Raw genomic sequence first — 18,548 nt, 5'->3', positions numbered from 1 at the left:
ACACCGACGCCAGCGCGACGACACGCCGAGACAGTGCACGCTCACGTCGATTCGACGGGGTGCCCATCACGGAAACTCGTAGCGAACGTGGGCGAGCGCGATCCTGCCGTCTTTCGACAGCACTCCTTCGGCGCGCAGGAGTTCCAATTGCCGCGTCGTCAAATGCCGGGCGGGTCGTCCGGACGCGGTGATCACCAGGTGCCAGGGCAGGTCGGAGGAGTCGGTGCGCATGATCCAGCCGACGATCCGCGGGCTGGAAAGCCCTGCGACAGCGGCGATGTCGCCGTAGGTCGCCACGCGGCCGGAGGGGATCGCGGCGACCAGAGCACGCACCCGCTCGACTTGAGCCTCGGTCACCGGCGCCATGGTCAGCGCGCCCGCAGCTGCTTGCGGACCAGCGCGGCGACCTCGGTCGGTTTGGCGCCGGGCACCATGTGGTTGCACTCGTAGGTCAGCAGCTCGAAATCGGAGCCCAGTCGTTCCCGCAGACCGTCGACGAGTTCATCGGTGACGTAGGGCGGCGTCGTCCAGGCCGCCCGCACCAAGGTCGTCGGCGTTCCCGCCGGCGGAAACACGGTGGGACGGGCCAATTCGCTCCAATAGGACATCATCGCCGGCACGCTGACCCGCCAGCCGTAGCGTCCACTGGGCAGCCGCACCAGATGCTCGTCGAGTTCGGCGTCGAGCGCGCTGGCATCGACGTCCGCCCAGGAGCCCGTCGCCTTTTCCATGCGGGCTTCGGCCGGATCCGGGTAGTCGGGCGAGGAGAACATCGCCTCGGCGATTTGGCGCATCCACTGCCCGTCCAAGCCGACCGCGGGGTCCAGCAACAGCAGCGCCGCCACCAGATCCGGCCGGACCGCGGCCAAGTGCATCGCCAGCCCGCCGCCGAACGAGTGCCCGACGACCAGCACCGGGGCCTGCGCCACCTCGTCGAGCAGCGCAGCCAGCGCCGCGATGTTGGCGTCGATCGTCCACGGTGCCGCCCACGACGACCTGCCGTGACCGAGCAAATCGGGAGCGGCGATGGCGATTTCGGGCAGTTGATCGCCCAACAGCTGCCATCGCTGGCCGTGGCCGGTCAGTCCGTGCAGGGCGAGCATCTGCACCGGGCCGGGCGGGCCGAAGCGGTGCACGTGAAGGTCGGCGGTCACGCGTCGATGATGCCAGGCCCGGCCGACATCGTCGGCCGCAGCCGCATCGACTTGTCAGACCCTCGTGATGTCATGCCGGTATGTCGTTGACCTGGGGTGCCGAGGCGAGCGCCGTGCTGGCTCCGGGTGCCCGCGGCCTGATCCGAATCCTGGGCGGCCCGGGCACCGGGAAGAGCAGCCTGCTGGTCGATGCCGCGGTCGCCGCGGTCGACGCGGGCGTCGATCCGGAATCGGTTCTGCTGCTTACCGGTTCGGGGCGGATCGGGATGCGGCAGCGCAGTGCGCTGACGATGGCATTGCTGTGGGCGACCGGCCCGGGCCGGTCCGCGATCCGCGAGCCAGTGGTGCGCAGCGTGCACAGCTACGCCTACGCCGTTTTGCGACGCACCGCCGAGCGCGCCGGGGACGCTCCGCCGCGACTGGTCACCAGCGCCGAGCAGGACGCCATCATCCGCGAGCTGCTGGCCGGCGACCTCGAAGGCGCGGGCACCTGCGCATGGCCGGAGCATCTGAGGCCCGCCCTGAGCACCGCCGGCTTCGCCACCGAACTGCGAAACCTGTTGGCGCGCTGCGCAGAACGAGGTGTGGACCCGCAGGATCTGCAGCGCCTCGGCCGCCTGCGCGGCCGACCCGAATGGACCGCGGCGGGCCGATTCGCGCAGCAGTACGAGCAGGTGATGCTGTTGCGCGCGGCGGTCGGTACCGCGGCCCCGCAGGCGACGACGCCGGCGCTGGGTGCCGCCGAACTCGTCGGCGCCGCTTTGGAGGCTTTCGCGGTCGACGCCGAGCTGCTGGCCGCCGAGCGCGCCCGCATCCGGGTCTTGTTGATCGACGACGCCCAACAACTCGACCCGCAGGCAGCACGCCTGGTCCGGGTGCTGGCGGCGGGACGCGAACTGGCCCTGGTCGCCGGCGACCCCAACCAGGCGGTGTTCGGCTTCCGCGGCGGCGAGCCGGCCGGGCTGCTCGACGGCGACTCGACGGCGGTGACGCTGACCCAGTCGCATCGGTGTGCCCCGGCGGTGGCTCGTGCCGTCAGCGGCATCGCCGCCCGGCTGCCCGGCAGCAGCGAGGGCCGGCAGATCGACGGCACCGGCACCGAGCGGGGAGCGGTGCAGGTGCGGCTGGCGGCCTCGGCACACGCGGAGGCCGCGCTGGTCGCCGACGCGCTGCGGCGCGCGCACCTGGTCGACAACGTGCCGTGGTCGCGGATGGCGGTGATCGTGCGGTCGGTGCCACGCGCCGGGGCCCGGCTGCCGCGGGCGCTGGCGGCCGCCGGGGTGCCGGTGGCCGCACCCGCGGTGACCGGATCGCTGGCCGCGGAGCCCGCGGTGCAGGCGATGCTCACGGTGCTGGCCGCGACCGCCGACGGCCTGGACGGCGACCAGGCGCTGGCACTGCTGACCGGCCCCATCGGTCGCGTCGACCCGGTCACGTTGCGACAGCTGCGCCGCACCCTGCTGCGCGGCCAACCCGCCGGTGTCCCAGCGAGTTTCGCCGAGATGGTGGTGGCCGCGCTGGGCGGCCAAACGCCGCCACCCGCGTCTCGCCCGCTGCGGCGGGTGCGCGCGGTGCTGGATGCGGCCGCGCGCTGTCACCGCGACGGCCAAGATCCGCGCTACACGCTGTGGGCGGCATGGCACCGGTCCGGCCTGCAGCGCCGCTGGCTGGCGGCCGCCGAGCGCGGCGGCACCGCGGGCGCGCAGGCCACCCGGGACCTGGAGGCGGTGACCGCGTTGTTCGACGTCACCGATCAGTACGTCTCGCGCACCCCCGGCGCGTCGTTGCGCGGCCTGCTCGAGCACGCCGCGGCATTGCAGCTGCCGAGCGTCAAGACCGAACCGGCGTCGCCGGCCGAGCACGTCCAGGTGCTCAGCGCCCACGCCGCGCTGGGACACGAATGGGACATGGTAGTCATCGCCGGCCTGCAGGATGGGTTGTGGCCCAACACTGTTCCGCGCGGCGGGGTGTTGGCCACCCAGCGGCTGCTCGACGTCCTGGACGGCGTCTGCCCGGACGCCTCGGTGCGGGCGCCGCTGCTGGCCGAGGAGCGCAGGCTGCTGGTGGCCGCGATGGGCCGGGCCCGGCGCCGGCTGCTGGTGACCGCCGTCGACAGTGACACCGGCGGGACGGACGGCGGAGCCGCGCTGCCCTCACCGTTCTTCTTCGAGGTCGCGCAGTGGGCCGACGAAGACGCCGAACACGCTGCGGCACAGCCTGTTTCGACTCCTCGGGTGTTGTCGTCCGTGGCGCTGGTGGGCCATCTGCGGGGTGTGGTCTGCGCGCCCGGCGGCACCGTCGACGATGCGGCCCGCCACTGTGCGGCAACGCAATTGGCACGGTTGGCCGCCGCGGGTGTGCCGGGCGCCGACCCGTCCGGCTGGCACGGTCTGACCGCGGTCAGCACCACCGATCCGCTGCGCGACCGCGGCGATCCGGTCACGCTGACACCGTCGACGCTGCAGATGCTGAACGACTGCCCGCTGCGCTGGCTGGTCGAGCGGCACGGCGGAACCAACCCACGCGAGCTGCGGTCCACGCTCGGCTCGGTGCTGCACGCGCTGATCGCCGAACCGGGCAAAACCGAAACGCAACTGTTGGCCGAGCTGGAACGGGCTTGGCAGCACCTGCCTTTCGACGCTCGTTGGTATGCGGACAACGAGCTGACCCGGCATCGCGCGATGATCGAGGCGTTCGTCGAGTGGCGAGCACAGACGCGCAGCGAGCTCACCGAGGTCGGCGTCGAGGTCAACGTCGACGGCGTCCTCGGCGCGCCGGGCGAGGACGGCGGTCAAGTCCGGCTGCGCGGCCGGGTCGATCGGCTGGAACGCGACGGGGCCGGCCGATTGGTGATCGTCGACATCAAGACCGGCAAAACACCGGTCAGCAAAGACGATGCGCAACAGCATGCTCAGCTGGCGATGTACCAGCTGGCGGTGGCCGAAGGCCTGCTGGCCGACGGTGACGAGCCCGGCGGCGCACGGCTGGTCTACATCGGCAAGACCGGGCCGGCGGGCGCCACCGTACGAGAGCAGGACCCCCTGACAGTGGCCGGTCGCGACGACTGGCGCGACCTGGTGACGCGCGCAGCCGCCGCGACCGCGGGCCCGCAATTCGTCGCCCGACGTAACGACGGTTGCTCGCACTGCCCGATCCGGCAGTGGTGCCCCGCCCACGTCGACGGGTCGGCGTCATGAGCCCGCGCTACAGCCCGGAGGAATTAGCCTGCGCGCTCGGGCTTTTCCCTCCCACCGCCGAGCAGGCCGCCGTGATCGCGGCCCCGCCCGGACCGCTCGTCGTGATCGCAGGGGCGGGCGCGGGCAAAACCGAGACGATGGCCGCCCGGGTGGTGTGGCTGATCGCCAACGGCTACGCGGAACCCGGTCAGGTGCTGGGGCTGACGTTCACCCGCAAGGCCGCCGGGCAGCTGCTGCGCCGGGTCCGTTCCCGGCTGGCGCGATTGGCCGGTATCGGCTCGGGCGTTCTCGAATCGGCGGGCACCCCGACGGTCAGCACGTATCACGCGTTCGCCGGCTCGCTGCTGCGCGACCACGGACTGCTGTTGCCGATCGAACCCGACACCCGGTTGCTCGGTGAGACCGAGCTGTGGCAGCTGGCCTTCGACGTGGTCAACGGCTATGGCGGGCAGCTGAGCACCGACAAGACGCCGGCCGCGGTCACCTCGATGGTGCTGCGACTGTGGGGCCAGCTCACCGAGCATCTGGTCGACACCGACCAGCTGCGCGACACCCACCTCGAGCTGGAGCGGTTGGTTCATGCCCTGCCCGCCGGGCCCTACCAACGTGACCGCGGCCCCAGCCAATGGTTGTTGCGCCTGCTCGCCGCGCAGACCGAGCGCACTGAGCTGGTGCCGCTGCTCGACGCGTTGTGGGAGCGGATGCGCACCGCGAAGGTCATGGATTTCGGCGTCCAAATGGCTTCGGCGGCAAGGCTTGCCGCCAATTTCCGGCAAGTCGGGGAGGACCTGCGCAGCCGCTACCGGGTGGTCCTGCTCGACGAATACCAGGACACCGGCCACGCCCAGCGCGTCGTGTTGTCGGCCCTGTTCGGCGGCGGCTCGAACGGTCAAGACGACGGGTTGGCGCTGACGGCCGTCGGCGATCCGATCCAGTCGATCTACGGCTGGCGCGGCGCGTCGGCGACCAACCTGCCCCGGTTCACCACCGACTTCCCCCGATCCGACGGCACTCCGGCGCCGGTGCTGGAGCTGCGGACCAGCTGGCGCAACCCGCCCAGCACCTTGCACATCGCCAACGCGATTTCCGCGGAGGCGCGGCGCCGATCCGTGGCCGTGCACGCGTTGCGATCCCGGCCGGACGCCCCGCCCGGCACCGTGCGTGCCGCGCTGCTTCCCGATGCCCAGGCCGAACGCGAGTGGATCGCCGACCACCTGCACGAGCACTACCAGCGGGCGGCCGCCGCCGGTGTCAGCCCGCCGACCGCGGCGGTGCTGGTGCGCCGCAACGCCGATGCCGCTCCCATCGCCGACGCGCTGCGCGCCCGCGGGGTCCCGGTTGAGGTCGTCGGGCTGGCCGGGCTGCTGTCCATCCCGGAAGTGGCCGAACTGGTGGCCATGCTGCGGCTGGTCGCAGACCCCACGGCCGGTGCGGCGGCGATGCGGGTGCTGACCGGGCCGCGCTGGCGGGTGGGCGGCCGGGATGTCGCCGCGCTCTGGCAGCGTGCCGTGGCCCTTGGCGCGGGACGGCCCACCGACGCGTCCTCGGCCGAATCGATCGCGCTGGCCGCCGGTCCGTCCAACATCGAAGCCGACGCCGCGTGTCTGGCCGACGCCATCGACGATCCCGGCCCGGCCGCCTCGTATTCGACTGCGGGATATCAACGCATCACCGCGCTGGCCGCCGAGCTCCGCGCCCTGCGCGGTCATCTCGGCCATTCGCTGCCCGATCTGGTCGCCGAGGTGCGACGCGTGCTGGGCATCGACTGCGAAGTCCGTGCCGCTGCGGGCCATGGCGGCTGGGCCGGCGCCGAACACCTCGACGCCTTCGCCGACGTGGTCGCCGGCTACGCCGAACGAACAAGCGCGACCGACGTATCCGTGTTGGGGCTGCTGGCCTACCTGGATGCCGCCGAGGTCGTCGAAAACGGTTTGGCGCCCGCGCCGTTGACCGTCGCACGGGATCGGGTCCAGGTGCTCACCGTGCATTCCGCGAAGGGGCTGGAGTGGGAAGTCGTCGCGGTGGCGCACCTGTCCGGCGGAACGTTCCCGTCGACCACGTCGCGCAGCAGCTGGCTGACCGATGCCGCCGAGCTGCCGCCGCTGCTGCGCGGCGATCGCGCGTCGGCCGGCTCGCTGGGCATCCCGGTGCTGGACCTCTCGGACGTCACGAATCGAAAACAGTTGTCGGACAAGATCGCCGAGCATCGCCGTCAGCTGGAGCAGCGGCGTGTCGATGAAGAGCGCCGACTGTTGTACGTCGGGATCACCCGGGCCGAGGACACGCTGCTGGTCTCCGGTCATCACTGGGGCCCGACGGGGATCAAGCCGCGGGGGCCGTCGGAATTCCTGTGCGAACTCAAGGACATCATCGACCGGTCGGCCGCGGCCGGCGATCCCTGTGGGGTAGTGGAACACTGGGCTCCAGCACCCGCCGAGGGTGAGCCAAATCCACTGCGCGACAAGATCATCGAAGGCGTCTGGCCTATCGACCCGCTGGCCGGGCGCCGCCGCGACGTGGAGCGTGGCGCGGCGCTGGTGACCGAGGCGATGGCGTCGGGCCCGGCGCACGACCAGGTCGACATCGACGGGTGGGCCGCGGACGTCGATGCATTACTGGCCGAGCGTGCTCGCTCCGAACCACGAGTTGCCCGGGCACTGCCCAGCCAGCTGTCGGTCAGCGGCCTGGTGGACCTGGCCCGCGATCCCGAGGGCGCGGTGCAGCGGCTGGTGCATCGGCTGCCGACCAGGCCTGATCCACATGCGTTGCTGGGCAATGCCTTTCACTCCTGGGTGCAACAGTTCTACGGAACCGAGGCGCTGTTCGATCTGGGTGATCTGCCCGGGGCGGCGGATTCGGATCGCGGCCACACCGAAGAATTGGCCGCGCTGCAGCAGGCCTTCATCCGATCGCCGTGGGCGGCCCGCACACCCGTTGCCGTCGAGGTCCCGTTCGAGATGCCGATCGGCGACACCGTGATCCGCGGGCGCATCGACGCGGTGTTCGCCGAGCCCGACGGCGGGGCCACGGTGGTGGACTGGAAGACCGGCGAACCGCCGCGCGGCGCGGAGGCGATGCGACAGGCCGCCGTCCAACTCGCCGTCTACCGCCAGGCGTGGGCGGCGTTGTCCGGATGCCCGGCGTCCGCGGTGCGGACTGCGTTCCACTACGTGCGCACCGGCGTCACCGTGGTCCCCAACGAACTGCCCGATCTCACCGGGCTCGCGGGACTGGCCCCCGCCGGCGAGCGCGACGTCGCCGTGTGAGGGCGATCAAGTGTCTGCCGCGCGGCGATCGTGGTTACATTTGAGTCGTGCGTGTGGCGTGCGTGGTGGTCCGGCCAGTGATGGACCGCAGTGCCCAAGGGTAGTTTGCGACGGCTGCGTGGTCTCGACGAGAGACTGACTACCCAGCCCGGTCACCTGCTGGTCGGCGTGTTGCGTATCCCCGAAGACCACGGCAGCCCGGCGCGCGTCATCACCCGGCGGCTGGTCATCGCGCTGCTAGTGCTGTTCGGGGCCGCCCTCGTCGTCTACCTGGACCGCAACGGCTACCGCGACATCCGTGGCACACAGCTGACGTTCTTGGACTGCCTGTATTTCTCGGCGGTGTCGCTGTCGACGACCGGCTACGGAGACATCACGCCGATCACCGACAACGCGCGCTTGATCAACACCGTCGTCTTCACCCCGCTGCGCATCGCGTTCCTGGTCGTGTTGGTCGGAACCACGCTCGAAGTGCTCTCCGAGCGGTCCCGCCAGGGGTGGAAAATTCAGCGTTGGAGGAACAGAGTGCGTAACCACACCATCGTGATCGGGTACGGCACCAAGGGCAAACGCGCCGTCGCCGCGCGGGTCAGCGACGACGCCGCCCAGGGCGAGATCGTCGTCGTCGACACCGATCGCGGCGCCCTCGAGCACGCCACCACCGCGGGTCTGGTCACCGTGCACGGCGACGCCACCAAATCCGACGTGCTGCGGCTGGCCGGCGCGCAGCACGCGTCGTCGATCATCGTCGCCACCAACCGGGACGACACCGCGGTGCTGGTGACCCTGACCGCGCGAGAGATCGCGCCCAAGGCCAAGATCGTGGCCGCCATCCGGGAAGCCGAGAACTCGCACCTACTGCAGCAATCCGGCGCCGACTCGGTGGTGGTTTCCTCGGAGACCGCGGGCCGGCTGCTCGGCCTGGCCACCACCACCCCCAGCGTCGTGGAGATGATCGAGGACCTGCTGACCCCCGACGCCGGGCTGGCCATCGCCGAACGCGAAGTGGAGGCCAGCGAAGTCGGCGGATCGCCGCGGCATCTGCGCGACATCGTGCTCGGCGTGGTGCGCGACGGACATCTACTTCGCATCGGCACACCCGAGGTGGACGCCATCGAGGCCGCCGACCGGCTGCTCTACATCAAAAACACGGGGCATTAGTGGCGATCACAAGCGCGGGCGCACTGGGTCGGCGCCGGGGAGGCATAGCGTGGACTTTCAGCTGAGCAGTGTTCCGTTGCTCTCGCGCGTCGGCGCCGATCGGGCCGACCAACTGCGCACCGACGTCGAGGCGGCCACCGTCGGCTGGGCGGATGCGGCGCTGCTGCGGGTGGATTCGCGCAACCAGGTGCTGGTCGCCGACGGCCGGGTGGTGCTCGGCGACGCGACCGAACTGGGCGAAAAGCCGCCCCACGACGCGGTTTTCCTCGGCCGCATCGAAAACGACCGACACGTCTGGGCCATCCGTGGCGCGCTGAAAGCACCCGAGAACCCGGACGTCCGAACCGAAGTGGTGAACCTGCGCAGCCTCGGCCCGATCTTCGACGACACCAGCAGCCAACTGGTGTCGTCGGCCGTCGCGTTGCTGAATTGGCATGACAGCGCGCGATTCAGCGCGGTCGACGGCTCCCCGACGAAACCGGCCCGGGCGGGCTGGTCACGGGTCAACCCGGTCACCGGGCACGAGGAGTTTCCGCGCATCGACCCCGCGGTCATCTGCCTGGTGCACGACGGCGGCGACCGAGCGGTGCTGGCCCACCAGGCGATGTGGCCCGAGCGGATGTTCTCGCTGCTGGCCGGATTCGTCGAAGCCGGAGAGTCTTTCGAAGTTTGCGTGGTCCGCGAGATCCGGGAGGAAATCGGCCTGAACGTGACCGATGTTCGCTACCTGGGCAGCCAGCCGTGGCCGTTTCCGCGGTCGCTGATGGTCGGCTTCCACGCGGTGGCCGACCCCGACGAGGAGTTCGCGTTCAACGACGGCGAGATCGCCGAGGCGGCCTGGTTCACTCGCGAGGAGGTGCGCGCGGCGCTTGCAGCCGGGGACTGGGGCAGTTCGTCGGAGTCGAAACTGCTTCTGCCCGGGTCGATTTCGATCGCGCGGGTGATCATCGAATCCTGGGCCGCGCTGGACTGAGGCGTCAGCCGATGCGATCGGTGATGATCTGCAAGACCGAGTTCGCGACCTGATCCGAGGATTCCAGCCCCACCACGCCGACCGACGCCAGCGCCGCGTTGTTGGTTCGGTACAGGTGACACCACTGGTGGGCGGTGATCCGCAGCGTCGACGGATCCGGTCGGTCGAGGGTGAAGCTGTAGTTGGGATCGTGCAGGTCCATGCAAGCGTGCAGTGACGATTCCAACTGATGGAATGCATCCTGTGCCGCGGCGGGATTCGCGTACCGCCCCACCGCCTGAGTCACTCCGTTGACCATGGCCCGGCCCAACGGCGGGATGTCATCGGTGACCCCGTGGTAACCCGCGCTACGAAACTCCGTCCAGTTGTTGCCGAAGGTGAGCTCGTTGTGTCCCACCACCCGACATGGTCCGGGAGCACTGGCGTCCGACGGCGCCGGCTTTGTCAGGTCCGCCTCGGCGCGGTCGAGATCGTCGGCTTTGGCGATGCGCCGGACATCGTCGAGGCCGACGATCATGTCGTCGACGTGGGTGACGGGAGCGTGCGGCTTGGCCGGCGTGCTCGAATGTGAGCAACCCGGCATCAGCAGCATTGCCCCGCACGCGATTGCGGCCGGCCAGAATTCGCGAAGCGGGCTGTTTTGTCGCGGCCGCAAATTCGACGCCATGGTTGGTATCGTAAGGCGCTCGCGATGTCCTGTTCAGCTCCGAGCTTGCTGCGGTTCAGCCGGCGACCTCGGCCAGCTTCGCTTTCACCTCGGCCGCACTAGGGTTGGTCAGCGTCGACCCGTCGGCAAACTTCACCGTCGGCACGGTGCGGTTGCCGCCATTCACCGAACCAACGAATTCCGCGGCCGCCGAGTCGTGTTCGATGTCGACGGTCTCGTAGGGGATTCCGTTGGACTTGAGCACGGTCATGAGCCGATGGCAGTAGCCACACCATGACGTCGTGTAAACGGTAATCGGAGCGTTGCTCATAACCCGATAACGTAGCCCGGCGACGATGCGTTCCGCGCGGCGCGCGCGCCTCGGCGTGGCGAAACACCCGGTTTGTCGGCGACCGCTGCCAAGATGGACGGCATGCCGATCGTCGCCGACCCACTGACCGCGGGACTGGACGACGAACAGCGTGAGGCCGTGCTGGCGCCGCGAGGACCGGTCTGCGTGCTCGCGGGCGCCGGAACAGGCAAGACCCGCACCATCACGCACCGCATCGCCCAGCTCGTGGCGGGCGGCCATGTCGCCGCCGGGCAGGTGCTGGCGGTGACGTTCACCCAGCGCGCGGCCGGGGAGATGCGCTCGCGACTGCGGACGCTGGACGCCGACGCACGAATCGGATCGGGCGTCGGCGCCGTGCAGGCCCTGACCTTTCACTCGGCCGCACATCGGCAGCTGCGGTACTTCTGGCCCCGGGTGGTCGGCGACACCGGCTGGCAACTGCTCGACACCAAATTCCCCGTCGTCGCCCGGGCGGCCAGCCGGCTGCGGCTCAACGTCAGCACCGACGATGTGCGCGATTTGGCCGGCGAGATCGAATGGGCCAAGGCCTCCCTGATCGGCCCGGAGGCCTACCCGAGCGAGGTCGCCGCCGCCGGTCGTGACATCCCGTTGGACGCCAAGAAGGTCGCCGACGTCTACGCGGCCTACGAGGCCCTCAAGGTTCGCGACGAGGCCGTGACGCTGCTCGACTTCGACGACCTGCTGCTGCACACCGCGGCCGCGATCGAAAACGACGCCGCGGTCGCCGAGGAGTTCCGCGACCGCTACCGCTGCTTCGTCGTCGACGAGTACCAAGACGTCACCCCGCTGCAGCAGCGGGTGCTGTCGGCGTGGCTGGGCGACCGCGACGACCTGACGGTCGTCGGCGATGCCAACCAGACCATCTACTCCTTCACCGGTGCCTCACCGAAGTTCCTGCTCGACTTCTCGCGGCGGTTTCCGGACGCCACGGTGGTGCGCCTGGAGCGCGACTACCGCTCGACTCCGCAGGTGGTCTCGCTGGCCAACCAGGTGATCGCCGCGGCCCGCGGCCAGGTGGCCGGCAGCAAGCTGCAGCTGTCCGGCCAGCGCCCGCCGGGTCCGGTGCCGACGTTTCACGAGCATCCCGACGAAACCGTCGAGGCCGCCGCCGTCGCGAAGGCGATCTCGGGGCTGATCGAATCCGGCACCGCGCCAGCCGAAATCGCGGTGCTCTACCGCGTCAACGCCCAGTCCGAGATCTATGAAGAAGCCTTGACTGAGGCCGGCATCGCCTACCAGGTGCGCGGCGGCGAGGGGTTCTTCAACCGCCAGGAAATCAAGCAGGCGATGGTGGCCCTGCACCGCGCGGCCGAACGAGGTGTCGAGGGCCCGCTGGAAAAGCGACTACCCGAGGTCGTCCGCGCGGTGCTGGAACCACTGGGTCTGACGGCCTCCGAACCTGTCGGCACCCGCGCCCGCGAACGTTGGGAGGCGCTGAGCGCGTTGGCCGAACTGGTCGACGACGAGGTGGCCCAGCGCCCGCAGCTGGAACTGCCGGGCCTGGTGGCCGAGCTGCGGATCCGGGCCGACGCGCGGCATCCTCCCGTCGTGCAGGGCGTCACCCTGGCCTCGTTGCACGCCGCCAAGGGCCTGGAATGGGATGCGGTGTTCCTGGTCGGGTTGGCCGACGGCACTTTGCCGATCTCGCACGCGTTGGCCCACGGCGCCGAGAGCGAGTCCGTCGAGGAAGAGCGTCGGCTGCTCTACGTCGGAATCACCAGGGCCCGAGTGCATTTGGCGTTGAGCTGGGCGCTGTCGCGCAGCCCGGGCGGCCGGCAGACCCGCAAGCCGTCGCGGTTTCTCAACGGCATCGCGCCACAGACTCGGGCCGACCCGGCGCCGGGGAAATCCCGGCGCAAGCAGAGCCCGGCCCGCTGCCGGATCTGCAACAACAACCTGACCACCCCGGCGGCCGTCATGCTGCGGCGCTGCGAAACGTGCTCCGCCGACATCGACGAGGCCCTACTGCTGCGGCTTAAGGAGTGGCGATTGGACGTCGCCAAGCAGCAGAAGGTGCCCGCGTATGTCGTGTTCACCGACAACACGCTGATCGCGATCGCTGAACTGCTGCCCGACGACGACGCGGCCCTGATCGCCATCCCCGGTATCGGTGCACGCAAACTCGAGCAGTATGGGCCCGACGTCTTGGACATGGTCCGCCGCCGCTGACGGCAAACGCGCAGGTCAGAAAATCGGTTGTCAGCGCCGTGGGCTATTATCTAGTCTCGAAGTCGCATTTTCGCTGTCTGATGCTCAGAGGAGGTGGCCGCGATGATCAACGACACGTTCGAGGTAGCCGTGGCCGGCGCGGCGCCGTCCGCGTGGACCTCCCACGCCGCCCACGTCGCCGCTACGCCGGCGGCTGCGCTTAAGCATCGCGCCGCCGCCGCGACGGACGCGTCCGTGGATCGGGGTCTTACCTAACCCCGTTCACACCAGATGGCCACGGACCCGAAGTCACAGGATCCGTGGCCGAATTTTTTGGGGCAGAAGATTTTCAAAGCCGCAACCTGGTCCGGATCACCGAAAAAGGACACCCAACCAGGAAGCAGGTGAGCAGGACATGTCGGCACTGACAGTCCCCAGACAGCCGCGGCCGGCGTTGCCATGTCACGCCGGCGATCCCGACCTATGGTTCGCCGAGACCCCGGCGGACCTGGAACGCGCCAAGACGCTCTGCACGGACTGCCCGGTTCGGCGGCAGTGCCTGGCGGCGGCGCTGGACCGTGCCGAACCGTGGGGAGTGTGGGGCGGCGAGATCTTCGAGCGGGGCGCGATCGTGAGCTACAAACGTCCGCGCGGACGCCCCCGCAAGGGCGCGGCCGCGGCCTAGACGGCCGCGACGTCGGGGTCGGCGAACCCGGGCACCAGTTCTTCGGTCAGCGCCTTGATCGGCACGTGCGCATCCAGCTGGCACAGGATCGCCGCCACCGACATGATCACCCGCATCGGGATCACGAGTTTGGGCGGTAGATCCATCTGGCGGGCGGTCCGGATCTGCGACACCGACCGGTCGATCTCGACGGCCGACATCTTCTGCAGCCACTTGCGGGTGTAGTGGAAGACCTCCACTACGACCGGCTCGACGTACTGGCGCAGCATGTCGTCGATGTCGCGCACGGACACCTGCTGGCCTTTCTGGATGAAGCCGGCCTTCTCCATCGTCGGCAACAGCAGGTCGTAGTTCTTGTCGCGGGCCAACCGGATGGTCATGCCGAGCTCGACCGGAAAACCCCCGGGCATGGGCGCGACGGCGCCGAAGTCGATGACGGCCATCCGGCCGTCGTCCAATAGCATGAAGTTTCCCGGGTGCGCATCGCCGTGCAGCATCTCCAACCGGCGCGGTGCGTCGAAGGTGAGCTCGAGCAGCCGGGTGCCGATCAGATCGCGCTGCTCGACGGTGCCATGGCGGATGATCTCGGCCATCGGCAGACCCTGGATCCACTCCTGGACCACCACCTTGGGCGCGCTGGCCACCACGCGTGGCACCGCAAAGTGCGGATGATCGCGATAGGCCTTGGCGAACGCGCGCTGGTTGTCGGCCTCCAGCCGGTAGTCGAGTTCCATCTCGGTACGTTCGATCAACTCGTCGACCACGCCCTGGACGTCGGCGCCCGGCGCGAGCTGCTTGGCCACCCCGACCATCCGCTGCATCGTCTTGAGGTCGGCGCGCAGGGCCTCGTCGGCGCCCGGGTACTGGATCTTGACGGCCACGTCGCGTCCGTCGGACCAGACCGCCTTATGCACCTGGCCGATGCTGGCCGAGGCCACCGGGGTGTCGTCGAACGAGCTGAACCGGTCCCGCCACTTGGTTCCCAGCTGCGCGTCGAGCACCCGGTGCACCTTCTCGGCGGGCAACGGCGGGGCGTCTTTCTGCAACTTCGTCAGCGCCTCGCGGTACGGCTCGCCGTACTCCTCCGGGATCGCGGCCTCCAGCACCGACAGGGCCTGGCCGACCTTCATCGCCCCGCCCTTGAGCTCGCCCAGCACCTGGAACAGTTGGTTGGCGGCCTTCTCCAGCAATTCGGCCTGGACTTCGTCCTTCGATTTGCCGGTCAGCCGCTTACCGATGCCCAGTGCGGACCGCGCGGCAAACCCGACCGGAATGCTGGCCAGCTTCGCGTTGCGTGCCGCCCGGCCCCGTTTGATCTCTGACACACACCCATCATCCATGACGACTCGTCCGGGCCGGGCTTGATCTAGACAACAGTGCGGCCTCGGTGCGACCGATGGTTACCGGGATTCGCCGCGTTGGCAGGAACACAACGGATCGGGGGACCACTGCCGCGCGACGATGGCACCGGCGTGCAGGTCGAACTCCAACGTGGCGTTCAGCGCCTGCGGCGGCCCGGGATCGGGCCCGGCATCGTGGCCGTGCACCGCGCCGATCACCCGGTTCACCTGGCTCAACGCCAGCGCCGCCGTCGCCAACAGCGTGGCCCGATCGACCACGCCGACGGTGCCCCGCAGCTGGGCGGCGGCCGCCGGCCACGCCGCGTCGCGGTCGCTGCGGTGGAGGTCAGCGCAGCCCAGGTAGCTCGTCACGCCCGGGATGACCAGCGGCCCGACCAGCCCGATGCCGTCGCGCACCCGGACGGCTAGGTGCGCGACGCCCTGGCTGTGCAGGTCGCGCACGATGCGCGAATCGGCGATCAGGAAGTCGGCCAGCACGACCAGATCCACCGCGGCGCGTGACACCGCGGCGTGCGGCTGGCTGCTGTGCGCGATTCGCGCGCCCGAGCAGCGCAGCGATTCCATCAGCAGGTCCGACAGGGGGCCGCGGCCGTGCACCCGGATCGAGGCCGCGCGACCGCCGGCCTGCCGGCTTGCCGGAATCACCACACCGGCGTTCACCAGCTGCGCGACCAGATGGGACAGGCCCTCGGGATCGGCCAGCCCACGTTCGACCGCGTGGCGCCGCAACTCGGACAGCGGTAGCGGTGAGCGCATCGCACGCAACAACGCGGCCAGTGCGGCGGCGGCCAAACCACGGGCGGACGGACCAGCACCGCGCGGCGGGGGTCCCAGCCCACCTGCACAGCGCCGTCGGGGCGCAGCAGCACGGGCATCGCCGGGTCCAGCGCGTACATCGTGGGCCCCGGCATGTCCAGACTGTGCCACGGCCGGCGCAGCGCTTCGATCGGTCATCCACAGCCCGGCGGGCGCCGGGGGCGCGACGGTGTATCTACCGAAACTCCGCCTGCGCTCGAAGAACGGAGCTGTGATAGTGATCGCGGGCGTTCGGCGCGGTTCACAGAATCAGGACAGAGGTGAGGTCGGTTGAACATTCGTCGTGGTGGGCTGCGGCTTGTCGTCCCGGTGCTGCTCGTCGCGGCGGCCTGCGCTTCGCAACCGACGAACCCGGCCGCTCACGTCGCCACCGCGCCGCTGACGTCGAACGTGACCTTGACCGAGATCGGTTCCAACAACCTCTACCCGCTGATGGACGCGTGGGCCGCGGCGTACCACGCGAAGTACCCCAACGTCACGATCAACGTCGACAGCGACGTGTCAGGCAATGGAATCGCGCAGGCCGCCGACGGCGCGGTCAACATCGGCGCATCCGGGCTCTACCTGACCGACGGCGACATGTCCGCGCACCCGGGACTGCTGAACATCGCGTTGGCCATCTCGTCGCTGCACGTCAACTACAACGTGCCCGGTGTCGCCGGGCACCTGAAGCTGAACGGCAAAGTGCAGGCCGCGATGTACAAGGGCGCGATCAAGACGTGGAACAACCCGCAGATCGCTGCCCTCAATCCCGGGCAGAACCTGCCGGGGATCCCGGTGCTGCCGCTGCACCGCACCGACCCCGGAAGCAACGACACGTTCCTGTTCACCCAGTACCTGTCCAAGCAAGACCCCGACGGGTGGGCAAGTCGCCCGGCTTCGCCACCGCCGTCGACTTTCCCGCGTTCCCGGGCGCGTCGGGTCAGAACGGAATGGCCGCCGTGGTGGCCGGCTGCGCCCAGAGCCCGGGCTGCGTCGCCTACCTCGGCACCCGCTACCAGGCGGAGGCGGCGCAAAAGGGGTTGGGCGAGGCCGAGTTGGCCAATGCCTCAGGCCATTACGTGCTGCCCGACGCCGATAGCGTCGAGGCCGAGGCCGCTGGGTCGGCGCCGCAAACGCCGGCCAACCAGGTCATCTCGTTGGTCAACGGACCCGCCGCGGAGGGCTACCCGATCGTCAATTACGAATACGCCGTCGTCTACAGCAAGCAGAAGGACCCGGCCGTCGCGCAGACGATCCAGGCCTTCCTGCACTGGGTCTTGACGGACGGCAGCGGCCCCAAATTCCTTGACGCCGTTCACATTTACCTCAGGCCGATCCCGGACGCGGTGCGAACGTTGTCCGACGCCCAGATCGCCAAGATCACCGCCTAGGCGGATCCGGTAGGTCCGCTCTCGGGGCCGGGGTCGTCTTGCTCGAGTCGTGCGATCGCCTCGTCGATTCCGCTGGTATCACCGCCGATGACGCGGTCGATAAACCCGGCGGGCTCGTCGAGATCCTCGGCGCCCGGCAGCAGGTCGGGATGTTGCCAGACGCCGTCGCGAGCATCCATTCCGGCCGCTTCGGTCAGCCGCTCCCACAGGGCGGCGGCTTCCCGCAGCTTGCGCGGGCGCAGCTCCAGGCCGACCAGCGTGGCAAATGTCTGCTCGGCCGGACCGCCGCTGGCCCGGCGCCGGCGCAGCGTCTCGCTGAGCGCGGCCGCGCCCGGAATCCGGTCGCCCAACGCGGCGGTCACCACCACCTGCACCCAGCCCTCGATCAGCGCGAGCAGTGTCTCCAGCCGTTCCAGCGCCTGGGTCTGCGCGGGCGTCGCTTTGGGCTCGAAAACGCCCTGACCGAGCAGGTTTTCGATCGCGGCCGGGTCGGACAGCGACGCGGGGTTGAAGTCCCGGGCCAGCTCCTCGATCCCGCTCATGTCGATCTTCATGCCCCGGGCGTAGTCCTCGACTGCGCCCAGCAGCTGGCTGGCCAGCCAGGGAACATGGCTGAACAGCCGGTGGTGGGCCGCTTCGCGGGCGGCCAGGAACGTCATGATCTCGCTGCGCGGCTGCTCGAGCCCGGCGGCGAAGGTTTCCACCGCGTCCGGCATGATCGCCGCCACACCCTTGGGCCCCAGCGGCAAGCCGATGTCGGTCGACGTCAGCACCTCGCGGGACAACCGGCCCAGGGCCTGGCCCAGCTGCGAGCCGAACGCCATGCCGCCCATCTGCGACATCATCGCCATCAGCGGACCGGCCATGCTCTTGGCTTCCTCGGGTAGCGACGACGCCCACACCGTCGAGATCTGTTGGGCCATCGGGTCGCACAGCCGCTTCCAGGTCGCCAAGGTATTGTCCACCCAGTCGTTGGGGCTCCAGCCGACCGCCTTGGTGGTACCGGCGGGCAGCGCGGTGACGCCGTCGAGCCAGGTCTCGGCGAGGTGGACCGCATCGGCGATCGCTGAGTTCGTCGTGGCAGGGATCGGCGCGACGAAGCCGATCGAGCTGGTCGCGACTTGGCGGGCCAGGTCGTAGTTGACGGGTCCCGACGCGGGGCCGCCGGCCGGTCCGCTGCCCGCGTTGCTGAACATCTGACCCAGCTGCGTAAAGATCTGCCCCAGGTCACCCATGCTGAAATCCCCGCTCATGCCAAATGCGCCGAACGGGTCCGAGCCGGACTCGGGCTTCTTCTTCCCGCGCTCGTCGCGCTCGGGGTCTTCTCCGGAGGAGAAGCCGAAAGGCAGGTCAGCCATAACCCCAACGGTACTCACCGCGGGAATAGAAGTTGCC

General features: G+C 69.7%; 13 protein-coding genes and 2 pseudogenes. 8 read left to right on the top strand and 7 right to left on the bottom strand.

What is annotated here, in order from left to right:
* Positions 1–66: 66 nt before the first annotated feature.
* On the bottom strand, positions 67–366 hold the full coding sequence (locus T428_RS0105865; protein WP_025735730.1) for an MGMT family protein: 300 nt from the start codon (positions 364–366) through the stop codon (positions 67–69).
* A 2-nt stretch (positions 367–368) separates the two neighbouring features.
* Complete coding sequence (locus tag T428_RS0105860; protein WP_025735729.1) at positions 369–1,154, bottom strand: alpha/beta fold hydrolase; 786 nt, start codon at positions 1,152–1,154, stop codon at positions 369–371.
* Between the two features lie 80 nt (positions 1,155–1,234).
* Here T428_RS0105860 and T428_RS0105855 point away from each other — a divergent pair, with 80 nt between their 5' ends.
* The 4 genes from T428_RS0105855 (at position 1,235) to nudC (ending at position 9,751) form a co-directional block, all read left to right on the top strand.
* On the top strand, positions 1,235–4,351 hold the full coding sequence (locus T428_RS0105855) for an ATP-dependent DNA helicase (protein WP_025735728.1): 3,117 nt from the start codon (positions 1,235–1,237) through the stop codon (positions 4,349–4,351).
* Positions 4,348–7,617, top strand: a complete 3,270-nt coding sequence (locus T428_RS0105850; protein ID WP_025735727.1) for an ATP-dependent helicase — start codon at positions 4,348–4,350, stop codon at positions 7,615–7,617. The genes T428_RS0105855 and T428_RS0105850 overlap by 4 nt, the downstream gene beginning before the upstream one ends.
* A 90-nt stretch (positions 7,618–7,707) precedes the next feature.
* Complete coding sequence (locus tag T428_RS0105845; RefSeq protein WP_025735726.1) at positions 7,708–8,778, top strand: potassium channel family protein; 1,071 nt, start codon at positions 7,708–7,710, stop codon at positions 8,776–8,778.
* 49 nt (positions 8,779–8,827) lie between these two features.
* Positions 8,828–9,751, top strand: a complete 924-nt coding sequence (gene nudC / locus T428_RS0105840; protein WP_025735725.1) for an NAD(+) diphosphatase — start codon at positions 8,828–8,830, stop codon at positions 9,749–9,751.
* A 4-nt stretch (positions 9,752–9,755) separates the two neighbouring features.
* On the opposite strand, the gene T428_RS0105835 is transcribed toward nudC, so the two are convergent.
* Together T428_RS0105835 and mrx1 are read right to left on the bottom strand one after the other, a co-directional pair.
* The gene (locus T428_RS0105835) at positions 9,756–10,418 is read right to left on the bottom strand and encodes a sensor domain-containing protein (RefSeq protein WP_025735724.1); all 663 of its coding nucleotides are present in this window, start codon (positions 10,416–10,418) and stop codon (positions 9,756–9,758) included.
* Between the two features lie 55 nt (positions 10,419–10,473).
* Positions 10,474–10,728 carry a mycoredoxin Mrx1 gene (mrx1, locus tag T428_RS0105830; protein ID WP_025735723.1) on the bottom strand — a complete coding sequence of 85 codons (255 nt, stop codon included), beginning with the start codon at positions 10,726–10,728 and terminating at the stop codon, positions 10,474–10,476.
* Between the two features lie 102 nt (positions 10,729–10,830).
* Between mrx1 and T428_RS0105825 the strand changes: the two genes are divergently transcribed.
* The 3 genes from T428_RS0105825 (at position 10,831) to T428_RS0105815 (ending at position 13,603) form a co-directional block, all read left to right on the top strand.
* Positions 10,831–12,939, top strand: a complete 2,109-nt coding sequence (locus tag T428_RS0105825; RefSeq protein ID WP_025735722.1) for an ATP-dependent DNA helicase UvrD2 — start codon at positions 10,831–10,833, stop codon at positions 12,937–12,939.
* A gap of 102 nt (positions 12,940–13,041) precedes the next feature.
* Positions 13,042–13,194 (top strand): hypothetical protein, encoded by a 153-nt coding sequence (locus T428_RS33145; RefSeq protein WP_169733612.1) that lies wholly within the window; start codon positions 13,042–13,044, stop codon positions 13,192–13,194.
* A gap of 139 nt (positions 13,195–13,333) precedes the next feature.
* On the top strand, positions 13,334–13,603 hold the full coding sequence (locus T428_RS0105815; protein ID WP_025735721.1) for a WhiB family transcriptional regulator: 270 nt from the start codon (positions 13,334–13,336) through the stop codon (positions 13,601–13,603).
* Here the strand turns inward: T428_RS0105815 and T428_RS0105810 are convergent.
* Positions 13,600–14,943, bottom strand: a complete 1,344-nt coding sequence (locus T428_RS0105810; protein WP_025735720.1) for a macrolide-binding ATPase MABP-1 — start codon at positions 14,941–14,943, stop codon at positions 13,600–13,602. The genes T428_RS0105815 and T428_RS0105810 overlap by 4 nt on opposite strands.
* A 60-nt stretch (positions 14,944–15,003) precedes the next feature.
* Positions 15,004–15,875, bottom strand: a pseudogene (locus T428_RS26005) (cyclodehydratase).
* Between the two features lie 175 nt (positions 15,876–16,050).
* Here T428_RS26005 and pstS point away from each other — a divergent pair.
* Positions 16,051–17,153 (top strand): annotated as a pseudogene (pstS, locus tag T428_RS26000) (phosphate ABC transporter substrate-binding protein PstS).
* Here the strand turns inward: pstS and T428_RS0105795 are convergent.
* Complete coding sequence (locus T428_RS0105795) at positions 17,150–18,529, bottom strand: zinc-dependent metalloprotease (RefSeq protein ID WP_169733619.1); 1,380 nt, start codon at positions 18,527–18,529, stop codon at positions 17,150–17,152. The pseudogene pstS and the gene T428_RS0105795 overlap by 4 nt on opposite strands.
* Positions 18,530–18,548: the final 19 nt, after the last annotated feature.

The organism is Mycobacterium genavense ATCC 51234 (assembly GCF_000526915.1).
Classification (GTDB): Bacteria; Actinomycetota; Actinomycetes; order Mycobacteriales; family Mycobacteriaceae; genus Mycobacterium; species Mycobacterium genavense.
Note: the sequence above shows the minus strand (reverse complement) of the source record. Positions and strands in the feature narration are given on the sequence as shown.